Origin of the sequence: Sphingobacterium sp. NGMCC 1.201703 (genome assembly GCF_047784615.1) — a bacterium.
GTDB lineage: Bacteria > Bacteroidota > Bacteroidia > Sphingobacteriales > Sphingobacteriaceae > Sphingobacterium.
Genome location: NZ_JBLOHD010000005.1, coordinates 145,704 through 169,378, shown reverse-complemented (window position 1 = coordinate 169,378; position 23,675 = coordinate 145,704). Strand labels below are relative to the sequence as shown.

18 protein-coding genes and 4 tRNA genes are annotated in these 23,675 nt (G+C 40.7%); 8 read left to right on the top strand and 14 right to left on the bottom strand.

What is annotated here, in order from left to right; all coding sequences use genetic code 11:
- Nucleotides 1-84: 84 nt before the first annotated feature.
- The 13 genes from atpD to panC all read right to left on the bottom strand — a co-directional run bounded on the left by atpD (nucleotide 85) and on the right by panC (nucleotide 15,540).
- A complete protein-coding gene (gene atpD, locus ACK8HY_RS11745; protein ID WP_077437038.1) occupies nucleotides 85-1,587 on the bottom strand; it encodes a F0F1 ATP synthase subunit beta in 1,503 nt (500 codons plus the stop codon).
- A gap of 367 nt (nucleotides 1,588-1,954) precedes the next feature.
- Nucleotides 1,955-2,605 carry a hypothetical protein gene (locus ACK8HY_RS11740; RefSeq protein WP_077437037.1) on the bottom strand — a complete coding sequence of 217 codons (651 nt, stop codon included), beginning with the start codon at nucleotides 2,603-2,605 and terminating at the stop codon, nucleotides 1,955-1,957.
- 184 nt (nucleotides 2,606-2,789) lie between these two features.
- Nucleotides 2,790-4,703 (bottom strand): DUF294 nucleotidyltransferase-like domain-containing protein, encoded by a 1,914-nt coding sequence (locus ACK8HY_RS11735; RefSeq protein WP_416133730.1) that lies wholly within the window; start codon nucleotides 4,701-4,703, stop codon nucleotides 2,790-2,792.
- Nucleotides 4,704-4,711: 8 nt separating this feature from the next.
- Complete coding sequence (locus ACK8HY_RS11730) at nucleotides 4,712-5,335, bottom strand: 3'-5' exonuclease (RefSeq protein WP_416133729.1); 624 nt, start codon at nucleotides 5,333-5,335, stop codon at nucleotides 4,712-4,714.
- Nucleotides 5,336-5,712: 377 nt separating this feature from the next.
- The gene (locus ACK8HY_RS11725) at nucleotides 5,713-6,285 is read right to left on the bottom strand and encodes a DUF4136 domain-containing protein (RefSeq protein ID WP_077437035.1); all 573 of its coding nucleotides are present in this window, start codon (nucleotides 6,283-6,285) and stop codon (nucleotides 5,713-5,715) included.
- Between the two features lie 259 nt (nucleotides 6,286-6,544).
- A complete protein-coding gene (locus ACK8HY_RS11720) occupies nucleotides 6,545-8,188 on the bottom strand; it encodes an NAD+ synthase (protein ID WP_416133728.1) in 1,644 nt (547 codons plus the stop codon).
- A gap of 674 nt (nucleotides 8,189-8,862) precedes the next feature.
- Nucleotides 8,863-9,462: an FKBP-type peptidyl-prolyl cis-trans isomerase gene (locus ACK8HY_RS11715; protein ID WP_077437033.1), complete on the bottom strand. Its 600-nt coding sequence runs from the start codon at nucleotides 9,460-9,462 to the stop codon at nucleotides 8,863-8,865.
- 278 nt (nucleotides 9,463-9,740) lie between these two features.
- On the bottom strand, nucleotides 9,741-10,433 hold the full coding sequence (locus tag ACK8HY_RS11710) for an FKBP-type peptidyl-prolyl cis-trans isomerase (protein ID WP_416133727.1): 693 nt from the start codon (nucleotides 10,431-10,433) through the stop codon (nucleotides 9,741-9,743).
- Between the two features lie 75 nt (nucleotides 10,434-10,508).
- Nucleotides 10,509-10,976 carry a DUF255 domain-containing protein gene (locus ACK8HY_RS11705; RefSeq protein ID WP_416133726.1) on the bottom strand — a complete coding sequence of 156 codons (468 nt, stop codon included), beginning with the start codon at nucleotides 10,974-10,976 and terminating at the stop codon, nucleotides 10,509-10,511.
- 44 nt (nucleotides 10,977-11,020) lie between these two features.
- Nucleotides 11,021-13,357, bottom strand: coding sequence for a TonB-dependent receptor (locus ACK8HY_RS11700; protein WP_416133725.1), 2,337 nt, complete (start codon nucleotides 13,355-13,357; stop codon nucleotides 11,021-11,023).
- 355 nt (nucleotides 13,358-13,712) lie between these two features.
- A complete protein-coding gene (locus ACK8HY_RS11695) occupies nucleotides 13,713-14,075 on the bottom strand; it encodes a hypothetical protein (protein ID WP_077437029.1) in 363 nt (120 codons plus the stop codon).
- A gap of 110 nt (nucleotides 14,076-14,185) precedes the next feature.
- The gene (gene panD / locus ACK8HY_RS11690) at nucleotides 14,186-14,536 is read right to left on the bottom strand and encodes an aspartate 1-decarboxylase (protein ID WP_077437028.1); all 351 of its coding nucleotides are present in this window, start codon (nucleotides 14,534-14,536) and stop codon (nucleotides 14,186-14,188) included.
- A 155-nt stretch (nucleotides 14,537-14,691) separates the two neighbouring features.
- Nucleotides 14,692-15,540 carry a pantoate--beta-alanine ligase gene (gene panC / locus ACK8HY_RS11685; RefSeq protein ID WP_077437027.1) on the bottom strand — a complete coding sequence of 283 codons (849 nt, stop codon included), beginning with the start codon at nucleotides 15,538-15,540 and terminating at the stop codon, nucleotides 14,692-14,694.
- Between the two features lie 148 nt (nucleotides 15,541-15,688).
- Here panC and ACK8HY_RS11680 point away from each other — a divergent pair, with 148 nt between their 5' ends.
- From ACK8HY_RS11680 to uvrC, 4 genes are all read left to right on the top strand, one after another.
- Complete coding sequence (locus ACK8HY_RS11680) at nucleotides 15,689-16,507, top strand: glycogen/starch synthase (protein ID WP_104383852.1); 819 nt, start codon at nucleotides 15,689-15,691, stop codon at nucleotides 16,505-16,507.
- Between the two features lie 324 nt (nucleotides 16,508-16,831).
- Complete coding sequence (gene ispF / locus ACK8HY_RS11675; protein WP_077437025.1) at nucleotides 16,832-17,311, top strand: 2-C-methyl-D-erythritol 2,4-cyclodiphosphate synthase; 480 nt, start codon at nucleotides 16,832-16,834, stop codon at nucleotides 17,309-17,311.
- Between the two features lie 291 nt (nucleotides 17,312-17,602).
- Nucleotides 17,603-19,873: a transglycosylase domain-containing protein gene (locus ACK8HY_RS11670; RefSeq protein WP_077437024.1), complete on the top strand. Its 2,271-nt coding sequence runs from the start codon at nucleotides 17,603-17,605 to the stop codon at nucleotides 19,871-19,873.
- 170 nt (nucleotides 19,874-20,043) lie between these two features.
- A complete protein-coding gene (uvrC, locus tag ACK8HY_RS11665) occupies nucleotides 20,044-21,855 on the top strand; it encodes an excinuclease ABC subunit UvrC (protein ID WP_416133724.1) in 1,812 nt (603 codons plus the stop codon).
- 161 nt (nucleotides 21,856-22,016) lie between these two features.
- Here uvrC and era read toward each other — a convergent pair whose 3' ends face one another.
- Nucleotides 22,017-22,895 carry a GTPase Era gene (gene era / locus ACK8HY_RS11660; protein ID WP_077437022.1) on the bottom strand — a complete coding sequence of 293 codons (879 nt, stop codon included), beginning with the start codon at nucleotides 22,893-22,895 and terminating at the stop codon, nucleotides 22,017-22,019.
- Between the two features lie 115 nt (nucleotides 22,896-23,010).
- Between era and ACK8HY_RS11655 the strand changes: the two genes are divergently transcribed.
- The 4 genes from ACK8HY_RS11655 to ACK8HY_RS11640 all read left to right on the top strand — a co-directional run bounded on the left by ACK8HY_RS11655 (nucleotide 23,011) and on the right by ACK8HY_RS11640 (nucleotide 23,476).
- Nucleotides 23,011-23,083: transfer RNA gene (locus ACK8HY_RS11655), tRNA-Met, on the top strand.
- A 58-nt stretch (nucleotides 23,084-23,141) separates the two neighbouring features.
- Nucleotides 23,142-23,214, top strand: a tRNA-Met gene (locus ACK8HY_RS11650).
- 58 nt (nucleotides 23,215-23,272) lie between these two features.
- Nucleotides 23,273-23,345: transfer RNA gene (locus ACK8HY_RS11645), tRNA-Met, on the top strand.
- A 58-nt stretch (nucleotides 23,346-23,403) separates the two neighbouring features.
- Nucleotides 23,404-23,476 (top strand) — tRNA-Met (locus tag ACK8HY_RS11640).
- The last annotated feature ends 199 nt before the right edge of the window (nucleotides 23,477-23,675 follow it).

Below are 23,675 nucleotides of genomic sequence, written 5' to 3'. Positions count from 1 at the left end.
ATGAGATTTGAGAACTTTAGGTTTTCAAATAGATATGAGATAATCGAAAGTCTATTATCTCATATCTATGGTCCAATATCTAAATTAAACTGCTTCTGCTAATAATTTCTTACCTTTTTCGATAGCATCATCGATGTTACCTACCAAGTTGAAGGCAGCTTCTGGATATTCATCAACCTCACCATCAATGATCATATTGAAACCTTTGATGGTATCTTTGATGTCTACCAATACACCTTTTAAACCTGTAAATTGTTCTGCTACGTGGAAAGGTTGGGACAAGAAACGTTGTACACGGCGTGCGCGGTGTACAGTTAATTTATCTTCTTCAGACAGCTCGTCCATACCTAAGATGGCGATGATATCTTGTAATTCTTTGTAACGTTGAAGAATTTCTTTTACACGTTGTGCAGTATCGTAATGTTCAGCACCTAAAACAGCAGGAGAAAGGATACGTGATGTAGAATCCAAAGGATCCACAGCAGGATAGATACCTAACTCAGCAATTTTACGGGACAATACTGTCGTTGCGTCCAAGTGAGCGAAAGTTGTCGCTGGAGCAGGGTCAGTTAAGTCATCGGCAGGTACATAAACCGCTTGTACTGAAGTAATAGATCCGTTTTTAGTTGACGTGATACGCTCTTGCATCAAACCCATCTCTGTTGCTAGGGTCGGTTGGTAACCTACAGCTGAAGGCATACGGCCTAATAGTGCAGATACTTCAGAACCAGCTTGTGTAAAACGGAAGATGTTATCGATAAAGAATAGGACGTCACGACCTTGACCTTCGCCATCACCATCACGGAAATATTCCGCAACTGTCAAACCTGACAAGGCAACACGTGCACGTGCACCAGGAGGCTCATTCATCTGACCGAATACGAAAGTACATTTAGAGTCTTTCATTAATTCGTGGTCAACAGTGTCCAAAGGCCATTCACCTTTTTCCATGCCTTCCATAAAATGCTCACCATATTTGATGATACCCGATTCCAACATCTCACGCAACAAGTCATTACCTTCACGTGTACGTTCACCTACACCGGCAAATACTGAAAGACCACCGTGACCTTTAGCAATGTTGTTGATCAGCTCTTGGATTAATACGGTTTTACCTACACCGGCACCACCGAACAAACCAATTTTACCACCTTTTGCATATGGTTCTAAAAGGTCAATAACTTTGATACCAGTAAAAAGTACTTCGGATTCAGTAGATAGATCTTCGAATTTAGGAGGGACGTTGTGGATAGGACGACCATTCTCTTTATTCAAATCTTGGATACCATCAATGGCATCACCAACTACATTGAATACACGACCTTTGATTTCTTCACCAACAGGCATTTTGATAGGAGCACCAGTATCGACAACTTCCATTCCGCGAACCAAACCTTCAGTTGCGTCCATGGCAATTGTACGTACACGATCCTGACCTAAGTGTTGTTGAACTTCCAATACAACACGTTGTCCATTTTCTTTTTGAATGTACAATGCATCGTAAATTTTAGGTAGATTTTCACTGTCGGCGAAGTTGACGTCAACAACTGGGCCGATAATCTGCGCTATTTTACCAATCTTGGGCATATTATAGGGACTAAATATTTATTAATCAATTTTGTATAAGAGACATAAAAGGCCTCTTTTTTGGTCAGCAAAAATAAGGTTATTCGTTTTTAAAAACAAATAGAATTTGCAATTAAATTACATTTTTATTCATGTATGTCAAAATGTTATCTCTTGTAATTCTGTTAGTTTCGATTCCTCTGTTGTAAATATACCTTTTCCGAGCTGTTGATCATCCTATTTTTTTGCAACGGCACTTCTTTTTCAGATGCCCATGTGATTGGATGCGTATGGTATTTAAATGTTATCGACCTGAAGCGAGGTCAAGATTGAGCGTCGATTCAGGTCGATAAAAACAGAGAATGTATAGTCTTTGAACTAGGCTATCCTATATCTTTTTATTGAGTTCATCCTGCAATTGACGTTTCAGCAATTGTTCTTTTTCCATTGCCTTTTTACGGAATGTCGCAAATTCTTCCTGCGACTGTTCCGCTGTTTTCTGAAATTCTACCGTGTCAACCTTAGCTTTTCGATAAGAAAATAGGAAAATAAAGGTAGCAACAGCCAATACCGCAATGATCGTCCAGACAACGGTGCTATATAAACCTTTGGAGGTATTGATGCCCATGAATGAAAAACTGTCCGTTTTTTGCTGTTCCTGGGCGAGCTGATCTTTTAATAGCTGAATGGAATCCTGTAAGTTTTTCGTATTGGCAGTATAGTTACTGGAAGACGATTTTAAAGTAGTGATTTCCTTGCGCAACTTCGCAACTGTGTCGACAACATTCCTTTTTACGATTTCCAGGTTGGTTTTGCGAACCATCTTGAAGTCGTAGTTATTTTTTGATATATAATTTAGGTGATCAAATTGATTGGCCAAAGTCCCTTTTCTTAGTCCATCGGGGCTATATTTATAAGCCTCATTAGCCTGCTGAGTAGCGGTAACAGGCGCTGCTGCAGGAGTTTGAGCCTGTAATAAAGTGTACGATGAAATAAATAAAATCGTAAAGAATACAAATGCTAATCTCAATTTGCTCATGTTGTTTATTGTTATTAATAAGTTTAATCCGGATATTCCAGCCACAAAGCTAGTATATGCCTGTGATAAATATAAGGAATTATTGAAAAAACGAAAATTGAAAGTGAAATATATTTTAGTAAAGCATTAAAGGATAATAAAACCAAAATGGAATCAATACCACGCAAAGGCCATTCATTTATTATTATCCGAACATATTATTTGTAAACTTCAACTTGATCCCCAGTTGGAAATTGCTTATTGATTTAAATATTTCCTTTAATGTAGCTTTCTCAATTTTTGTCAGGTTCTCCATGGTAATGTAATTATCCGGGTTCAGCTTTGCGATCCGGATCTGATTCGTTTGATTTTTTAACCGGATGGACATCAGATAGTAATACGATTGATGGAGTTCGTTGTACTGTTCCTGGGTAAATATTCCCAGCTTTAACAGAGCCTTGAGCCTACCACCGGTATTCTCCTCGTAGATCTGATTTTTCAGCGCATATACCCGTACCAGGTCAACAATAGGTGTCATTGCTTTCTTTATATTAAATACTTCTGTCGACCCGATGGTTTGTGTTTTTATGGTTTTGAAAAAAGTCAGGGGCGGTTCGTATTGCAAGGCATTTTTCGCAATGAAAGCAAAAAAACGTTCGTTAGGTTTTTGTAATTCGGCGGTCAGAAAGGCTTTCAATTGGTCTATAATGCCCTGATCGCCATATAATCTCCGGCAGTCAAAGAAGGTGGAGAACTTTATGGCATTTTCGGGGACGCTCTCCTCGATCCACATTTTATAATTGTTTTTCCAATGGGAAAGTGAATGCGTCCACTCGGGATTGCTGGCCATATAACCGCCGGTACAATAGCTGAAGCCAATGGTATTCAGGTGATCCGAAACCTCACGCGCGAATTTTAAAAAATAATCCCGAACATATTCCCGCTGTTCATTGGCCTTGTCCTCATATATAATGGCATTGTCCTGGTCGGTCATCAGCGTCTGCTCTTTGCGGCCTTCACTTCCTGTAACCATAAAAACAAATTTGGCTGGTGGTTCACCCATTGTTTTGATCACTTTTTCGATCACTTTTATGGCAATACTGTCTGCCACGGTAGTGATGACTTGATTGGCAATTTCGGCATTTACCCCTCTGCCCAATAACTGATGGATGATTTCGGGTACATTGTTCCATTTATCCCTTAATTCTTCGAGCGTTTCGGCAAGCTTTACCGACTGGATAAAAACCAGTGGGGATTGCCCTTGTTCACTCAGGAGCCGATTGCGGCTCAGAAAGCCAACGTAATCTCCTTCTTTTTCAACAAGGAGATATCGCGATTTGGTATGGAACATTTTGAGTACGGCTTCATACAGATAGGATTGATCGGAAATACTGACGATGGGGTTGTCCATAACCGAAGCGATAGGAGCTGTGACAGCTACCTGCTGCGCGATCACATGATCTCTAAGGGTCATGTCGGTGACATAACCAATGATACGTTGCTCGTCTCTGATGAATGCGCAGCTTACTTTATGCTGGGCCATCACCCGTGCAACTTCGTAAATGGCGGTATCAGCGTTGCAGGCTACAATGTCTTTATATACAATGTGTTCGATCTTGCGGGAGTAGAGCTGGTCGGCAGCAAAATAGCTTTCTTCGAAAGACGCTGGAGACTTGACAAAATGCGAAAACTCCTCATCTAGCATCCTCTTGCCAAAGGAGCTGGTGAAAAATTGAAAGAATTCTTCATTGGCATTGCAGAGTTCGATAAAATTCTTCCGTGGTAAGCGATAGATGAGCGTTCCTTTTTTGGCAAGAACAGACTTTAGTGCTTTCGTTCGATTTAATAGCACGGAGATGCCTCCAAAACAATAGGGATTATGATGGATTTCAACCAGCCTCTTGTTATCTGAACTGTCGAGGAAAAATGTTTCATATTCACCTTCCCAAATCAGGTCTACACCTTCCATATCCGTAATATTCTGTCGATAAACTAAGCTATCTTTTGTGAAGCGGTAGGGGTACATCAGTTCGACCAGACTGATCTGAACAGTTTCGGGCAGTACCTGAAAGGGTTGGGTAGACTTGAGCAAGGAAAGGATATCTGCTGTATTTTTCATTGTCGATGTCATGATAAGATGTTATTGAATTCCCCTTGTTGTTTGCTGATATCTTGTTCACCAAGCTCCGTTCGTTGCAGCATTTCGAAATAGCATCTTGCGGTAATTTCCGCATCTATTTCGGCATCATGTATAACCGCGGGTATTTCGGAAAATAGGACCTCGTGTAGCAATGCCAATGGCAAGTGGACCATGTTGGGATTGCGCACATATTTTTTGCTGTGCATTAGGGTACAGAAGTAACTCAGTGCTTGGAATGGAATCGGTAAGCTGGCGCGGTGGTATTCGGCACAGAGCACCTGTAGGTCAAAAGATAGAAAATGTCCGATCAGTTGAGGTTGATATTTTTTGATGTCATGGCTGAACTTGCGGAGCACATCTTTTTTCTTTTCTCCGTGTTGCATCAGAAAATGGGGAGTAAGGCCATGAATCTGTTCGGCAGCTGGGCTGATCGGAATCAGCGGTTCATAGATATATTTATTGCTACGTTTGACTTCTTGCTGTTCTTCATCAAAAATAATCCAGGCCAATTGGAGTACATGCGGCCAATTTTCACTGTCCGTATATTCTCGATCCCATTTTTTTGGTAAGCCAGAGGTTTCGGTATCCAGGAATAAAAAATATTTTTTCAACAGTTGCTCAGTATTAATTCCAGCTAAACTTAGCTAAAATCCTTTTGATATGCAATGGCAGGATCGTCTTTATCCAATTGGACTAAGTGTCGCCGGGGGAGAATATTATATTGAAAATGGAAGCTCAATAGGAATAAAACGGTAACGATAGGGTTGTGGTGAGACTGGGAACCAGTGGTTAGCATGTGATTCGAATTAGACCAGAAGATTGTATGAAATTCTCGTTTTTAGTTAAAACTTTGGACATTGCGACAACGTATACAACACAAAAGCCCGATTTACGATGAAATCAGGCTTTTGTGTACAATTGCTTTCCGTCATGAGCGGTAAAGCAATCTACTGTGTCGTATAGCGGGAGGGCTTTGCCCGGACCAGCTTTATTTTTTTATTGTTTTTATGGGGAACAACTCTATCACACCTTTCGCTACTTTACTGATGTTGTTGATCGCCTTTTCAGGATTATCCACATCACCTGAACCACGTGCCTGCCAGATGACCGAATTGGTTTTGCGATCGATCGCTTCGATGATTAGGTGACCGTAGCGGTAGCGTTCTTTTGCCACGGGGTAATATCCACCACCATAAAAATAAGGTGAAAACCAAGGTCGGTACCAGCCCCAAGGACCACCCCATCCATAATATCCGCCGCCTCCATAGACCAAACGGCTTTTGTTGTTGACGATGGTAATATAACGGAATAACAAATCTGGGTTATCTTTTGAATATTGGAGTCCCTTTGCCTCTAAAGCCGTATTTGCAGCATCCAAAATATTAGTTTTGGCAATGTCATTGTCAAAATAAGATTTCGAAAGTGAGTCTACCGGAGGTAGCCAGGCATATGTTTTAAAAGGAGTGAAATCCATCTTTTCTACCCGAGTGGTATTATATTGATAAGACGAACATGATGCAAGCGCGATGCAGAGCACCAAAAATAATAGTATCTTTTTCATCGTAGTAATTTGTTTATTAACTGTGATGAATCTATCATGAGTACGGATTTTCTGCGTTTAAGCAGTATACTCATGATGGTTTCATAGCCTATATGGAACTTAATTTAATTTACTTGTTTTAATTTCTTAATTATCCGCTTGTACAGTCTTCAGATTAACTGATGCCCTAGGGCAATTCGTTATTTGAGCTGTATGTACTGGATTTAATTTTTAATGTTAGACAAAAAACTGTACATATGGTTTAATCTTAAATGTAAAATTAATAGGAATATTTTGCCACCAATGGAATCTGTCTTCCAACGCCAAAAGCTTTGGGGCTAATCCGAAGGATTGGTGGTGCTTGAAAGCGTTTAAATTCAGCATTATTGACCAATTTATTTACTCTTTCTACTAACGCTTTTTCGAATCCCATTGCTACAACTTCGGAACCGCTCTTTTCGTTTTCAATCAATTCGAATAGGACCTTGTCGAGCAGATCGTACGCTGGCAGGGAATCCGAGTCTTTCTGATCGGGGCGTAATTCCGCGGAAGGAGCTTTTTCAATGGTATTGATGGGGATAATTTCACGCTCGCGATTAATGTAACGTGCCAGGTCGTACGCTTTAGATTTGTAGACATCGCCAATAACGGAAATGGATCCGGCCATGTCGCCGTATAAGGTGCCATAGCCGACTGCGGCTTCACTCTTATTGGAAGTGTTTAATAGTATATGGCCAAACTTGTTCGATATCGCCATTAGGATAACGGCGCGTGCACGCGCCTGTATGTTTTCTTCGGTGGTATCAGCCTGCAGGCCTTCAAAAATCGGGGCAAGCGTATTTTCGTAGGCGGAAGCGATATCCTTTATAGGGACAATATGATGTTTGCAACCTGTATTGCTGACCAGATCCATAGCGTCTTTGATGGAATGGTCTGAGGAGTAAACGGAAGGCATCAAAATGGACAGCACATTGTCGGCACCCAACGCCTCACAGGCTAAGGCTGCGACTAAGGCCGAATCCAATCCGCCAGATAAACCGAGTACCGCTTTTTTGAATCCTGATTTTTGGAAATAATCCCGTAGTCCCAGGATTAATGCATCGTGGATGAGCGCAATTTCAGTGACGGGCTCTTTGACTGACGCTGTGGTGGAGGTGATATTTTGCTGATGATAGGTAACATATTGCAGATCATCTTCAAATCGTTTTAATTCGGCAATCTTTGTTCCATCGTTGTTAAGTGCTAATGATCGGCCATCAAAGATAATATCCATATGTGCCCCCACTTGGTTGACGTAGATCAATGGACGATTTGATTTTTTGACCTGTCGGGCGAGTACCTTGACACGTTCATCAAAATGCGTATAGGAAAATGGAGAAGCAGCAATATTGATCAATAGATCGGGATTTTCTTTTCTGAGTTCGGTCATAGGGTCACCCACATAAGAATTGCCTCCCTCATCATCGTCCCATAGATCTTCACAAACTGTCAGAGCAATTTTTACCCCCTTCAACATGATACAGTTGAATCGCTTATTGGGTTCAAAGTAGCGATATTCATCAAAAACGTCGTAATCAGGTAGCAAGCCTTTTTTTACAATGTTTCGAACAGCACCCTGTTCGATAAATACAGCAGTATTGTAAAGCTCTTTCCCTTCGGGATCGCTGTTCCGAACGGGGGCACCAATGATACAGGCGATTTCTTGGCAGTGGCTTGCAATAGCATGGATAGCTTCATCACACTGTTGTTTAAATACTTTATTCCGTAATAAGTCTTTCGCAGGATAGCCACCAATAGCAAGTTCCGAAAAGATGATGAGATCTGCAGATGCGTCTTTGGCCTGCTTGATTGCCTGAATTATTGCTGTTGTATTTGCTTCAAAATTACCGATATGGTAATTCAGTTGTGCTAAAGCTATTTTCATCCGTTTTTATTTTTCTTTTTTTTAGATCCGCAATTAATATATTCCAATACGATGCTGTCTCTACCTACAAATTTATTCCTTTTTATTGAAAGTGTTTCTTTTATTACACACTGTTTTTTTGATGAGTTGACGTATCATAGCGGCTTTGTTCTGTCCATCTGCACCTAATTAGCAAGGACGATGCTGATCTTTCAATTCGCTTGCATGATGATTAAAAATATTGCATTAAAAAAAGAGGTTCAATGTTTATTGCAAAGTGCTAAAATGTTTTAACATAATTTTAACAACGTTAAATGCTGTTAAATTTCTTGACATAAAAGGGAATGTGTCTTACCTTTGATATATCAAAACAGAAAGATATATACAAAATAATATATAAAGAACTTTTCATAATTTAGGTTAATAATTGGTTAGGTAAAGCTCGGAGTTCCCCACTTCGAGCTTTTGTTATTTTAAGCCATTTGTCTCCCTCTTAGCAGTATTGTTACGTTTATCGTTGGTTAAAAACGCTGTTGCTTTCGACCGTTTTCCGATCGCTAAAGAGATGGGATGCCGAGCTATTCGAGAACATCTATCGTTGATTAGTGTAAGGAAATATAAAAACGCCCAAAGCAAGTGCTTGCTTTGGGCGTTTTTATATTTGATAAATACTATCGAGTTTTATGCTACGAAAGCTATTTGATGTCCACGACTTCTATAACAAAATCCAAGGGAGAATTAGCAGGAATTTTTCCCATTGCACGATTTGCGTAGCCCCATTTGGATGGAACCATGATATGAATCTTAGAGCCTTTTTGAAGTCCTTTCTCTGTTAGTCCGCCCAGCTTTACATCGCCGATTTTCTTTGGAGCAAAGGCAAATGTCCAAGCGGGAATGATCGAGCTGTCGAAAGGATAATAATAACCGGTATTGGTGAGGATCTCAAAATTCGCTGTTTTATCTGCTTCGGTTTGGTCGAAAATACTGCCATTTAATAATCTGCCGGTATATTTTACAGTAGGCTGAACTTTAAAGAGCTTAGCGTTTAAGGTATCCACGATTCTATATTGATAATTTCCTTCGCCTTCAGCTAAAATTTCATACCAAATTCCCTTTTCAGAATCATACTGTGCATTAGGATATTTGCTGTCGACATAATTTTTAAGCAGGGTGGAATCCGTCTTAAATTGCGCCTCTGCGTCATACACAGGAGCATCTTCGCTTTTGCTACAGCTAACAGCCAGAAGAGCAATAGTTGCAATTCCTAAGAATAATGGCGATAATAATTTTTTCATAGTATTATTAATGGTTAAAGACCATTTTTATTTTAAACAATAGTCTTTAGCAAATGTATATTATTTTTTGTTGTCGTCTGCTGTTGCAGCAATAATTAACGTTTTAACACATGAATTAACACTTGTAAGCAGATCGAAATAATCTGTATATTATACTACAATCGTTCTGCAGTACTATCAAATAAATTTTTAAAAAACAACTATCTCTACGATATTATCGAAGCTTTTAAAAAAAAACATTCTCAGTATGAAAATGGTTTTTAATTAGTTTTGTTATTTTATTGATTGGAAGTTGCAGCTCCAATTGCAGTAACTTCTATTGTATACGCAACAGGTGTATCTTTAGAAACAGTCACTTTTTCACTTCCATCTTTATATTCTTTCTGATCAAAGCCTAAATAAGAAGGTGCTACAAAGCGGATCTTGGATCCTTTCACTAGTCCTGTTGTCGTTAAACCGTTGAATTTTAATTCACGACCATCTTGACTAATTACTTTTGGGATAAAAGCATAATACCATGAACCTCCATATTTGGTAATTGCAGGTCCTAAATTACTGTAATTAGTAGGAGTGCTTTCTTTGCTTTGATCGAATACAGTTCCGTTTAATAATTGTCCTTTGAAGTTGATAGTTACTGATGGGGAGGTTATTACATAGGCTCCGTTTCCAGCCTGAGCTTTATAAGTGTAAGATGTTTTATCTCCTGGGTTTAAAATTTGATAAATAATCTTGGTGGAGTCATCTACAACGTAATTAGGTTGTCCGGCATCGTCCTTGAAGTTTTGTTTTGCATATTCTAATAGCAAAGGAGCTTGAATTTTATATAAGGAATCTTGTCTCGCTTTTTCTCTTTTGATAGCTTCTTCTTGTTGTCTGTAGTATGCATCCCAGTCAAAATTATCTTTGTTACAAGACGTGAAGATCATTCCCAGGCACAAAAATGCCATTAAAAATTTCGTGATATTTTTCATAATTTCTTAAAGTGTGTATTAATTATAAAACTCAAAACGCAGTAACGCTCGGTTTCGCTACACAAATATGTTAAATTATTCTAAAAAATCATTTAACTCTTTTGAGTTCAGGTATTTTTGTTGTATATTTTTTAATCGAAATCCGCTGTCAAACCGCAGTATACTTGGGAAAACCATTTGTTTACCTTGCAATAGCTGTAAGGCCAGCGGATGATACTGTCCTGTTCTTTTCCTACTGGATTTTGCTTTCCAAAGGCTTTGATCAAAGCTGATTTCCTCCACAGACTCCGCATCCAGTTTGACTGCATAGTAACTTTTATTGATGGTTGTAGCAAGATCCTGTTTTGTAAATATTTCCCGTTCCATTTTTCGGCAATAGCTGCACCAGTCGGTATGGATAAAAATGAGGGTCTCGCGCGGTGCTCCTGCCAACAGGGAGTCGAGCTGTTCAAAGCTGACCCAATTTATCCGCTCTTGTCCAAAATGGAAGAGCGGATAAAGTAAGCTGACCAGCAGCAGGCTTATTTTCCTAAAATATTTCATTGTTCTCCTTTTGTTTATGGAACATTTATCCCAATACCGCTGTTCTAATGAAAATGGCCTATACGAAGACCAAAAGTATATGTTCGTGGACGGGTTGGACCATAGATGTAGTCCGAATCCCGTAATGCCCCTTTGTCAAAATCCTTTTGAAAAGCGTTGAACATATTCTGTACACCGCCAAAAAATTCTATACTAAAATCCTTGTGTACAGGTAGTGTATAGCCCAGGCGAAGATTCAATTCAACAAAATCGCGCGCGTTTTTGAGCGTCATGATATCTTGCTGTATATGGGGAACAATCATTTTGCCTGTGTATACTCCCGTCAGGTCGACAGCGAACCGCTTCGTCGCTTTCAGATTGGTATTCATATAACCGTAAACATTCGGCGTACGCACATATTTCCTAGTCCAGATGTCATGTGTGTCTTGTTCACCTTCGTAGATCAGCTGATCTTTTTTATAACGTGACCGTTGAATTGTTCCCCCGGCCTGTAAGGATAACCAGGATGAAGGTGCAACGTTAATTTCGACATTGGAGCCATATACGCGAGCCCCTTCGCCATTCTGCATCTCCTGGATGATCAGCCCATCCTGCTGTGATGCCATGATATTGACAAACTGATTGTTGAGGTCGGTGTAGAAACCTTCGACCAAAAAGCTTGTTTGCACATCCCCAAAATTCTTAGTGTAGCTGAACGATCCTGTATAGGCGTTGGAATATTCGGTCTTCAGGTTTTCACCGATCAGGACAAACACCTGGTTGCCGCCGATAGAAGTCACGTGCATATCTTCGTTAAATGCCTGTGGAGCTCGGAAGCCACGTGCGTAGCCCCCTCTGAACTGTAGATCTTTTGTCAGATCATAGAGGATTGTCAACCGGGGGCTGAATGTTCCGAAACGTTGATCCGAACGGCGGTTTATGCCGGCTAGGCTGTATTTGCCATCGACATAGGTATAATCGTACCGTGCACCGATCAGGGTTTTGAAAGTTGCAAAGGGCTTCCATTCATATTGAGCGTAGGTGCCCAATCCTTTATTCTGCTGATCAATTGTCCGTTTATATCCTGGGATTTCATCTTGGGTGTCATTATAAGAAAACTCAACACCTGCGGTAAATACATCTTTTTCGAAATTGTAGGTATATTGACTTCCTACAACCAGTGCAATATCGTCTGTCTTTCCGTACGAATTGGAAGCAAGTGTACTGTCTGCTTTTGTTGTACCCCCAGCAAGTCCACCATAATAGCTGTCACGAACGGTTTTCTGGACGGATCCATAGGCAGAAAGCTTATGTTTAAAGTCTTCGGAATAGTGGTCGTAGGTAATACCCCCGACGATAGAACTGGTTTGCAATTGCTCGGTGATCTGCGTTAGGTGGGGTACTTTGTCCAGTTGGTCTCCACCCCGACGAAATTCATTGACGGTACTAAAGTCTACCGTAATTTTATCCAGGTCGCTCGGTTTGTAAAATACTTTGGTACCAAAGGTAGTGTTGCGGAGTTTGGTGATCTCCGAAAATCCATCGCCGTTAGCGTCGTATGACTCCCTGTTGCGGTGCATGCCATAAAATGTTGCGCCGGTTTTTAGATCTTCTGCGACAAGGGAGGTGTTGAAGTCGACGGTGTTGTCCCAGCTTTTGCCGCCAATCAGCGAATTGGTGGTTTTTACCTGCCAGTCACTTTCGACGGGATCTTTGGTAATGATATTGATGGTTCCGGCAATGGCGTTGGCGCCAAATAGTGCCGAACCGCCGCTGCGGACGACCTCAATCCGGTCGATCATACTCGTCGGGATCTGATCCAGTCCATAGACACTGTTCAGTGCGGAAAATACAGCCCTGCTGTTGATGAGTATCTGTGAATATGGGCCTTCCAGGCCGTTGAGCCTAACCTGTGAGAAACCGCAGTTTTGACAATTGTTTTCCACGCGGACACCCGGTTGGTAATTCAGTGTCTCTGACATTGCTACGGACTGTGTGGCATTAAAAAGCTTGGGGCCGATAACATTGACGACTACCGGAGCATCTTTACGTTTTACACCATAACGTGTGGCTGAGACTACGACCTCATCTAGATTGAGGTTGTCTTCTTCAAGCTGAATCTGTAGCGGTGATTTTAAGGTGTCCAGTCCGATGGTTTTTGTGAGCGAACGATAGCCCACAGCGGATATATTTAGTGTTACTTTTGCCGTCGTAAGATTATTGAATTTAAAGTGCCCGTCAGCATCTGATGTCGTGGCTGATTTGCTGTTCTTTACCGTCAATGTGCCCGAAGCAATGGCTTCATGGTTTTTATTGAATAAATATCCCTCCAGTGTTGACTGTGCATATATTGAGGATGTTCCGGCCAACAAGGTCGCCAGTAACGTGTATTGCTTTAGCATTTTTATAGAATTGAGTATGTTGTAATTTCGTAGGAAGAGCAGTTCGCCTGTGCACAGGGCTTATCGCCTTGCTTTTTCGCATTAGACGACACATGATCTAGGGGAACCATTCTTGTTATTTAAGAAGTATACAGTTGATCCGTTTCCTTAAAATCGCTAACATGTTGCACATAGCTCATCTTTTTTTACTTTTTAATCATTAAATAGGACGACAGGGGTTTATGCCTATGGGCAATTAAACCAAAACCTTGGTTGCTATTTTGTAATGGCGAAAAATAAATAGACGAACAGATGCCGGAGGCATTGCCAGCTATAGTGTACAGTTTTAATGTTGGATTTAACGGATAAACCGTTGTTATGCAAAGCAGGGGGGACCGCGGAGGTAATAGGATCTGATTGAGGTGGTCGCAATTTCCGGACATATCGAATAATAGTGCGTTGACTGAATCTCCCTTGGTATAGGAAGTTCTAGAACCAGGAAAGTGGCCTGAACATAGGTGTTCTGATAGATGACATTCAGATAATCAATCTGATCATCGGTCTCTTGCGGTTTTTGTTTCTTTGTAAAATCATAAGGGTGCGTGTGCATCACGATTTCCCCATTTGATTTTACCTCTTTGTGCATAAAAATAACACCCGAAATAATAATCAGCGACATCAGAGCCAATTGGAATGATGCGATAAGCTGACGCAGATTTTTTGTTATTTTTAATTGCATAAAAAAGCGCTACCTGTTAGAGTAACGCTTCAAAAATACGATTTTTATTTAGCAGTATATAGTTCTGCTAGATAAAATTATTGTTAAGTACTGTAGTAAGTACCTCAATACTATCTGATCAGATGATTGTTGTCATCAGGGAATACCAAGGCCGGCGTAAACCGTTTTGCTTCCTCAAAATCCATTGTTGCATAAGAAATAATAATAATGATATCGCCAACCTGCACTAGACGGGCAGCGGCTCCGTTTAGGCAGATCGTACCCGATCCACGTTGTCCCGGAATGACATAGGTTTCCAGGCGGGCCCCATTATTATTATTTACGATCTGAACTTTCTCGTTAGCGATGATATTTGCAGCATCCATCAAATCTTCATCTATCGTGATACTACCCACGTAATTCAATTCCGCCTGTGTGACTTTCACGCGGTGAATTTTGGATTTCATTACTTCTATTACCATGGCGCAAAGGTAGAGTTTTTTTTAGTATTGTATATAGCTGTGGCGCGTATTGGGACATTGGTACGACATTCTATGGATATCGTGCTGTTTTTTGACTTGATAACAACAAAATTATCAAGGTAAAAGCTTCTGTATCCGTAAAATGTCACCTTTAACTAGGTGAGGATCATGTTGTCAATAAGACGTACGCCTTCTACCCATGCAGTGACAAGTGCTACGTGTTGCTTGCTTGTATCAATCTGTTCGACTTCTTTGAGGGAACTGCTTTCGCAGATCGCAAAATATTCGACCGTTACGCCTGGAGTATCCGTTAAAATTGTCAGGGCCTTCTTTTTGATTTCCCGTAATCCGCTGTTGTCCGCAATATGGTCTTTCAAATATTGTAAGGCACGGGAGAGTGCAAGCGCTTTTGTTTTTCCTTCGTCGCTAAGTCGCATATTCCTTGAGCTCAAGGCCAGTCCGTGTTGATCTCTGATGATGGGGCAGATTGCCAGTTGGATCGGGAGCGCTTTGATCTCGATCATACGCTGGATGACCATGACCTGCTGAAAATCCTTTTGACCGAAGCAGGCAATATCGGGCTGTACTAGGGTAAACAATTTATAGACGACCTGTGTTACACCCTGAAAATGGCCCGGACGTTTTTCGCCTTCCCAGATCTGATCCAGTTCACCCAGGTCAATATGCCAATTTTCATTCTTGTCGGGATACATTTCTTCAACCGATGGCATAAATAAAATGTCACAATCGACAGATTCCAGCAAACTGATATCATTTTCAATCGGACGTGGATATTTCTCCAGGTCTTTGGGATCGTTAAACTGTGTAGGGTTGACAAAAATGCTGCAAACGCGGATGTCACTGATCGGTCTGGCATAATCTAATAGGGATAGATGTCCTTCATGAAGTGCTCCCATGGTGGGGATCAAGGCTATTTTTTTACCTGCCGAGCGTGCTTTTTGGAGATGTGCTTGGAGTGCTGCTTTCGTTTTGAAAATTTCCACTTTACTGAATAGTTTTTTGTTGGCAAAGTTGCGTATTATTTTGGGAATATAAAACGATGATTGATAGTAAATTGCATGGTAAGTATTTTTTTTGTACCTTTGTAGACCGATTTTACTGTTCGAAAATAATAAATAAAAATAACTGGAGATGGCAAAAACGAAGATATTGTTTATTACTCACGAGATGTCGCCTTTCCTCGAATTAACCAAAATTTCTGAAATTACACGTCAACTGCCTCAAGCGATGCAAGAGAAGGGTTTTGAAATCCGTATCTTGATGCCTCGTTTTGGGAATATCAATGAGCGTAGAAATAGATTGCATGAGGTGATTCGTCTTTCAGGCTTGAACATTGTTGTGGATAATAATGATAATCCGCTAATTATTAAAGTAGCTTCACTGCCTGCAGCCCGGATGCAGGTGTATTTCTTGGATAACGAGGACTACTTTCAGCGTAAAAAAGTTTTTAGTGATGAGCATGGCGAATTCTTTGCAGACAATAATGAGCGTTCGGTGTTCTTCTGTAAAGGAGCGTTGGAAACTGTTAAAAAATTAGGCTGGTCGCCGGATGTAGTTCACTGCCATGGCTGGTTTTCTGCTTTGGTACCTGCTTACGTGAAAACAACGTATAAGGATGACCCTACATTTAAGGATGCAAAAGTGATGTATTCTTTGTTTAACGAAGAATTTAAAGGAACATTGGGATCAAAGTATGCTGAAATGGCTCCTGAAGGTGCTTTTAAAGCTGAAGATGCCCAAGTATATGGCGATGGTAGCTATGAGGCGATCTATAAAGGTGCATTGCATTTTACGGATATGGTTGTCGTGGCTGATGAAAATGTCAATACGGAGATCGTTGATTTCGCCAGATCCAAAGATATTCAGGTTTTTGAGCCTAACGGTGATCAGGACTACGACGCTTTTGGAGAGGTATACGATCAGTTTGCGCCTGAAGAGGTAGAAGCATAATTTGCTTTTCTTACGGATCTGCATAAAACAAACAGACAATAAATTATTAAAAAGGGCTATTTCCAACGAAATAGCCCTTTTGTGTTACTGCCCAATATGTTTTTGGTGTATCCTATGCTAACTAAAACATCATATCGATACTAAACTCCATTTTAGAATATCGGCACTAAAATGGTATCTTCGTAGCTGTAAAAGATCATGAGCGTAAATAGCCGCTTCGGTAAATCACCGACTTATGATAAATGTGAACTTTGGCAGATAAACAGCGTACAAAGAACTTTTTTATTACGTTGAAAAACGTATTCTCATAATATAATTGTAGTAATGAAAATTAAGGTAGGATTTGGGTTTGATGTTCATCAGATAAAAGAGGGACACCCATTTATTGTTGGTGGTGTGCAGTTGGAACATCATGCTGGAGCTTTTGGTCATTCGGATGCCGATGTGTTGGTACATGCGATCTGTGATGCTATCCTTGGCGCAGCAAACCTCGAAGATATCGGTTATCATTTTCCCAATACGGATATGCGTTGGAAGGGAATTAGTAGCTTGTTGTTGTTAAAAGAGTGCATGGGTTTGATTCAGGCCAAAGGGTACCAGCTCGGTAACATTGATGCCATGCTTTGCCTTGAGGCACCCAAGATCAAACCTTATATTCCCCAAATGAAGATTAAATTGGCTGAAGCGACCGGATTGGATATAGATGATATTTCCATTAAAGCGACGACCAACGAGACAATGGGTTTCATTGGTCGGCAAGAGGGCGTTGTAGCCTATGCTGTTTGTTTAATTGAACGGGTTTAATGCCAGATAGGTAAACATTTTCATGTTTTAATGCCTACTTTTGAATGAATTAATAATACCTTTGTTCGGAAGCATTCTTTGGCACATTATCTGATAGAGTGGACATTAAATATGACAGGCATAATGAAGCCTACTCATAGGGTAATGGGGAAATATCATGTTGAGAATAACAAACAGTTAAAAATAAGATATTTCTTATGTGCTTTTCGAAGACAGTATGCTATGCGTATGTGAATACCATTGCAGGCAAACATAAATGAATAATATTTGCATAAGAAATTTAGTAAATAGATGAAGCGAGTATCAAAAAAAAATCAACTGACTGAAGGCGATATAAAACGATATACATTCAATTTTTGGAAGATCATCATCGGCATTGTAGCCCTTGGATTTTTATTTATATTGAGTATACGTCTTGGCTTATTCGGGAAATTACCTTCGTTTAGCGATCTGGAAAATCCCAAAAGTAATTTAGCGTCCGAAGTCATTACCGATGACCACAAAGTATTGGGTACATACTATGTTCAGAACCGCTCGAATGTCAAATACAGCGAATTATCACCGTATTTGGTTAAAGCTTTGGTATCCACCGAAGATAAGCGATTTTATGACCATTCAGGCATAGACTACTCCCGTACGTTTACGGTTATTTTCCATACCCTGATGGGTAACAAACAGGGCGGGAGTACCATTACACAGCAATTGGCGCTTAATCTTTTCTCTGATGGTCGTCAAAAAAATTTTTTAAAGCGTGTAATCCAGAAGTTTCAGGAATGGGTGACAGCTGTTCGCCTGGAGAGAAATTATACCAAGGATGAAATTGTGACCATGTATTTCAATACCGTAGATTTTGGGGCGTACAATACGTACGGAATAAAGTCTGCTGCGCGTACCTATTTCAATACCACGCCGGATAAACTTACTGCCGATCAGGCTGCGCTTCTGGTCGGGATGCTGAAAGGGCCTGGGGCCTATTCTCCGGTGAGATTTCCTGAAAAATCAAAAATACGCCGTAATACGGTGTTAAATAATATGGTGGCCGCTAATTTTATTTCAGCAGAAGAAGCGTCGGATGCAAAGGCGAAACCACTTGGGCTGGAACTTAAGATTGCAAACTATGGGGAGGGATTGGGTCCTTATTTTAGAGCTGTATTAAAGGACCAGATTAAGAAAGAGTTTGCTAACCTTAAAATCGTTAAAGCTGACGGCACACCTTATGACTTAGATCGTGATGGATTGAAGATCTATACCACCATCAATATGTCCATGCAACAGTATGCCGAAGATGCACAGAAAGAGTGGATGAAGCAGTTGCAGTCCAAATTTTCTGCACAATGGAAAAATAGGGATCCGTTTAAAGGTGATAAAGCAAAGTTGCTGATCAGTGGAATGAAACGTTCTGACCGTTATCGTATCTTACGTGAAGAGGGCTTAAGTGAAGATGAAATCAAGAAGGCGTTTAACGTGAAAGTGCCGATGAATATCTTTACCTGGAAAGGTAGTAAAGATACCATGATGACACCAATGGATTCTATCAGATACAACAAATTAATGTTACGCAATGCCATGATGTCCATGGAACCAAAGACCGGGCATATCAAGGCCTGGGTCGGCGGGATCGATTTTGACCACTTCAAATATGATCAGGTTAAAATGGGAACCCGACAGGTGGGATCTACGGCCAAGCCATTTACTTATGCCGTGGCGATCGATAATGGCTATTCACCTTGTTATAGTATTCCAAATTATCAGCAAACTTATAACGGATGGACGCCAAGGGGAAATGCACAGGGCGGAAATCCAATTACTTTGGCAAAGGCATTGGCTTATTCCCAAAACTTTGCAACGGCCTATCTGGTGCATGAAGTAGGGGCTGCCGAGGTTGCCGCGCTGACCAAACGGATGGGGATAACGAGTGATGTTCCTAATTACCCTTCTATCTCATTGGGGGCTTATGAAGCATCTGTGTTTGATATGGTAGGCGCTTATTCTGCCTTTGTTAACCAGGGGACCTGGATTGAACCAACGGCTATCTTACGTATCGAAGATAAAAATGGAACTCCAATCTATGATAAGGCGCCGAAAGTCGTGAAAGCCCTGAATAGTGAATCCGCTTATATTATTGTTGATATGCTGAAAAAAGTGGTGTCACAAGGTACTGCAAGACGTATTCAATGGAAATATAAACTGACGAATCCGATCGGTGGTAAAACAGGTACTACCAATGACAACTCCGATGCCTGGTTTATCGGTATCACGCCAGAACTGGTTACTGGTGTCTGGACTGGAGCCGAAGATCGCGGGATTAGTTTTGACCGGATGGAATATGGACAGGGGGCTGCGGCTGCAATGCCGGTATTCGCGTTCTTTATGCAAAAAGTCTACAAAGATTCAAAGTTAAAATATACAAAAGGTGATTTCGAACAACCGCAGGGTGGATTGACCCGTGTTATTGACTGTAATCAGTACTGGGGCGGTGGTGGCTCTGATGTAGAAGATGGATCTACAGATTCAAGCAGTAAGGATGAACCGAAATTAAAGGATGATCGTTTGGGATTTTAACAGCCTACAAGCTGTCTTCATTTTCTTGTCTTGACTTTTTAGATTTGAAAATGGACGTTAGTTATACGAGCTTGTTTTTCAAAGATTAAGGATAAGGAGATTAGTTTTACAGAGCCTGGTCTCTGTAAACGATCTCCATTTTTAATTTTTACTTTTTAATTTTTAAAGTTTTGACATTTGACTATAGAGAAGAATTAAAGAAGATACCGCATCGACCGGGCGTCTATCAATACTTTGATAAACATGATGAATTGATCTATATCGGTAAGGCGAAAGACCTTCGTAACCGGGTGGGGTCTTATTTTGTCAATGAAACTCAATTGAACGGTAAGACCCGTGTTTTGGTCCGTAAGATCAACCGTATTTCTTTTACTATAGTTGATACCGAAATTGATGCATGGTTGCTTGAAAATTCGCTCATCAAGAAGCATAAACCAAAATATAATGTCATGCTCAAGGATGACAAGACCTACCCATGGATTGTCATCAAAAATGAACCCTTTCCGCGTGTTTTTTGGACACGACAATATATTAAGGATGGCTCCCGTTATTATGGGCCATATCCTTCTGTGGGGATGATGCATATCGTGCTGGATCTGATCCGTGAATTATTCCCGCTTCGGACCTGCAACCTTGCGCTTACCCAGGAGAATATCCGAAAAGGTAAGTTTAAGATCTGTCTTGAATACCAGATCGGGAATTGTAAAGGGCCTTGTGAAGGCTATCAGTCCGAGGAAGACTATGACCAAAACCTGAGTGATATCAAGGATATTCTGAATGGTAAAATTTCCGTAGTCACCAACCGGTTAAAGGAAGGGATCGCGGCAGCGGCGGCGGCCCTGGATTTTGAACGTGCCCAATTGATAAAAGCCAAACTAGATAAGCTGGATAATTATCAAAGTAAATCTACCGTTGTTAATTCTTCCATTACGAATGTCGATGTATTTAGTATTGCCTCGGATGAGGGCTATGCATTTGTAAATTACCTCAAAGTAATGAATGGTGTCATCATTCAGACGCAGACGCTGGAAATGAAACGCCGTTTGGATGAGAGTGAGCAAGAATTACTTTCGTTGGCCATCCCTGAAATACGTGAGCGCTTCAAAAGCCTGTCGCGTGAGATTATTGTTCCGTTTGAACTGGATATTGAGGAAAATGAACGCATACGTTTTACAGTTCCTAAGCTTGGGGAGAAGAAAAAGCTGTTGGAGCTATCCCAAAAAAATGTGGCTTTTTTCAGAAAGGAACGCCTGTTGCAATATGAAAAGCTGAATCCGGATATCCGCACCGAACGTATTTTAAAACAGATGCAGAAAGATCTTCGCATGAATGTGTTGCCACAGCATATTGAGTGTTTTGATAACTCCAATATCCAGGGAAATTATCCTGTATCGGCCATTGTGGTGTTTAAAGATGCAAAGCCTTCCAAAAAAGATTATAGGCATTTTAATGTGAAAACAGTGGAGGGACCGAATGATTTTGCAACCATGGAGGAGGCTGTTTTTAGACGCTACCGGAGATTATTGGATGAAGATCAACCTTTGCCGCAATTGATTATTATCGATGGTGGTAAGGGGCAGTTAGGTGCTGCATTGAAGAGTCTGCGCTTGCTGGGGATAGAACGTAAGGTAACTGTCATCGGTATTGCCAAGCGACTGGAAGAACTTTTCTATCCTGGAGATCAGTATCCGCTATATTTAGACAAGAAATCGGAAACGTTAAAGGTCATTCAGCATCTGCGTGATGAGGCCCACCGCTTTGGTATTACTTTTCACAGGAATCAACGTAGCCGGAAGACCTTTGTGTCTGAACTGGAAAATATACCCGGTATCGGAAAGACCACGGTGGAGAAGGTGCTGACTGAGTTTAAATCGGTTAAAAGGGTAAAAGAGGCTTCGGATGAGGATCTAAAAAAAGTGCTTAATCTGAAACAGATTAAAGCACTTCGTGTATATTTTAGTGGCGCGAGCTTATCAAGCTAGACTGATTTTTCTGATATTGCTATTTTGTTTTCTTTATTCATTTTTGCGATATTAAAAATGAATAAAGAAAAATAGACTGCCTGGTACAAAAACTAAAGTAACTAAGCCATAGGCTTGTACAACCAAATCTCAATACTCAATACGATCTACTCAATGCTTGATTAATCGTCGTAACCAAAGCGTTTAAGGTAGTTCTTTTTACTTCTCCAATCTGGGATCACCTTCACGAATAGTTCCAGGAAAACCTTACCATCGATAAATTCTTCTATATCCTGACGGGCGTAAGTGCCTACTTTTTTGATCATCGCACCAGCTTTGCCTATAATAATGTTCTTTTGGGAATCCCGTTCAACGATAATCTCTGCAGCAATGCGTGTAATATTTGCTTCCTCTTTGTAGGAGGTAACAATGACTTCAGTGCTGTAAGGGATTTCCTTGTCATATAATTTGAATACTTTCTCGCGGATCATTTCCGAGACAAAGAAACGCATGGACTTGTCTGTCAGTTCATCTTTTTCGTAGTAAGCCTCATGGATCGGCAACTTATCTTTGATGTACTGCATGACGGCCGATACATTGTGATCTAGCTTAGCCGAAATAGCGAAGATCGTGTCCGGATTTAGTTTTTCCTGCCAAAACTCGATTTTGGCCTTTACCTCTTCTTCCGAAGATTTATCTATTTTGTTGATCAGGACAGCTACTGGAGAATTTGTCTTACGTAATTTTTCCAAGACGTCATTCTCATCGTATTTTTCGTGGATATCAGTCACAAATAAAATAATGTCCGCATCGATAAGAGACCCCTGTACAAAGTTCATCATTGATTCCTGTAGCGAATAGTTCGGTTTGATGACGCCGGGCGTGTCGGAAAACACAATTTGATGGTCTTCATCGTTTACAATACCGATAATGCGGTGTCTTGTCGTTTGCGCTTTGGGTGTGATGATAGACATCTTTTCACCCACTAAAGCGTTCATTAGGGTGGACTTACCAGCATTTGGCTTTCCGATGATACTTACGAATCCTGCTTTATGTGACATTTTTCTAAATTTTATTAGGATTACAAAGAAACAAAATATATCTTTGTACTCCAATTCGGAAGGATCATAATCTTGTTTTTTAAAAAGAAAAAAGCAATTTTGTTCAAAAATATATTGCGGGGTGGAGCAGTTGGTAGCTCGTCGGGCTCATAACCCGAAGGTCACTAGTTCGAGTCTGGTCCCCGCTACTAAAGAAGAGAGCCGGTTTGCAATGACCGGTTCTTTTTAAAGAAATCAAAAATACATTGCGGGGTGGAGCAGTTGGTAGCTCGTCGGGCTCATAACCCGAAGGTCACTAGTTCGAGTCTGGTCCCCGCTACTAAAGAAGAGAGCCGGTTTGCAATGACCGGTTCTTTTTAAAGAAATCAAAAATACATTGCGGGGTGGAGCAGTTGGTAGCTCGTCGGGCTCATAACCCGAAGGTCACTAGTTCGAGTCTGGTCCCCGCTACTAAAGAAGAGAGCCGGTTTGCAATGACCGGTTCTTTTTAAAGAAATCAAAAATACATTGCGGGGTGGAGCAGTTGGTAGCTCGTCGGGCTCATAACCCGAAGGTCACTAGTTCGAGTCTGGTCCCCGCTACTAAAAGAAAAGCCGAGGTGAGAGCCTTGGCTTTTTCTGTTTTACACATTCCTGCACTTTTCTTCAGGGTTAGACTCTCCAATGAATGTCTTTCATCTTATTCTTTTTTGTTTGTCTTAAAATGTGAGATTATTTATTGTGTTTCATGGTATTAAAAATATGCTGAGTTTATTAGGTTCATAAATCAACTGCGATGAAT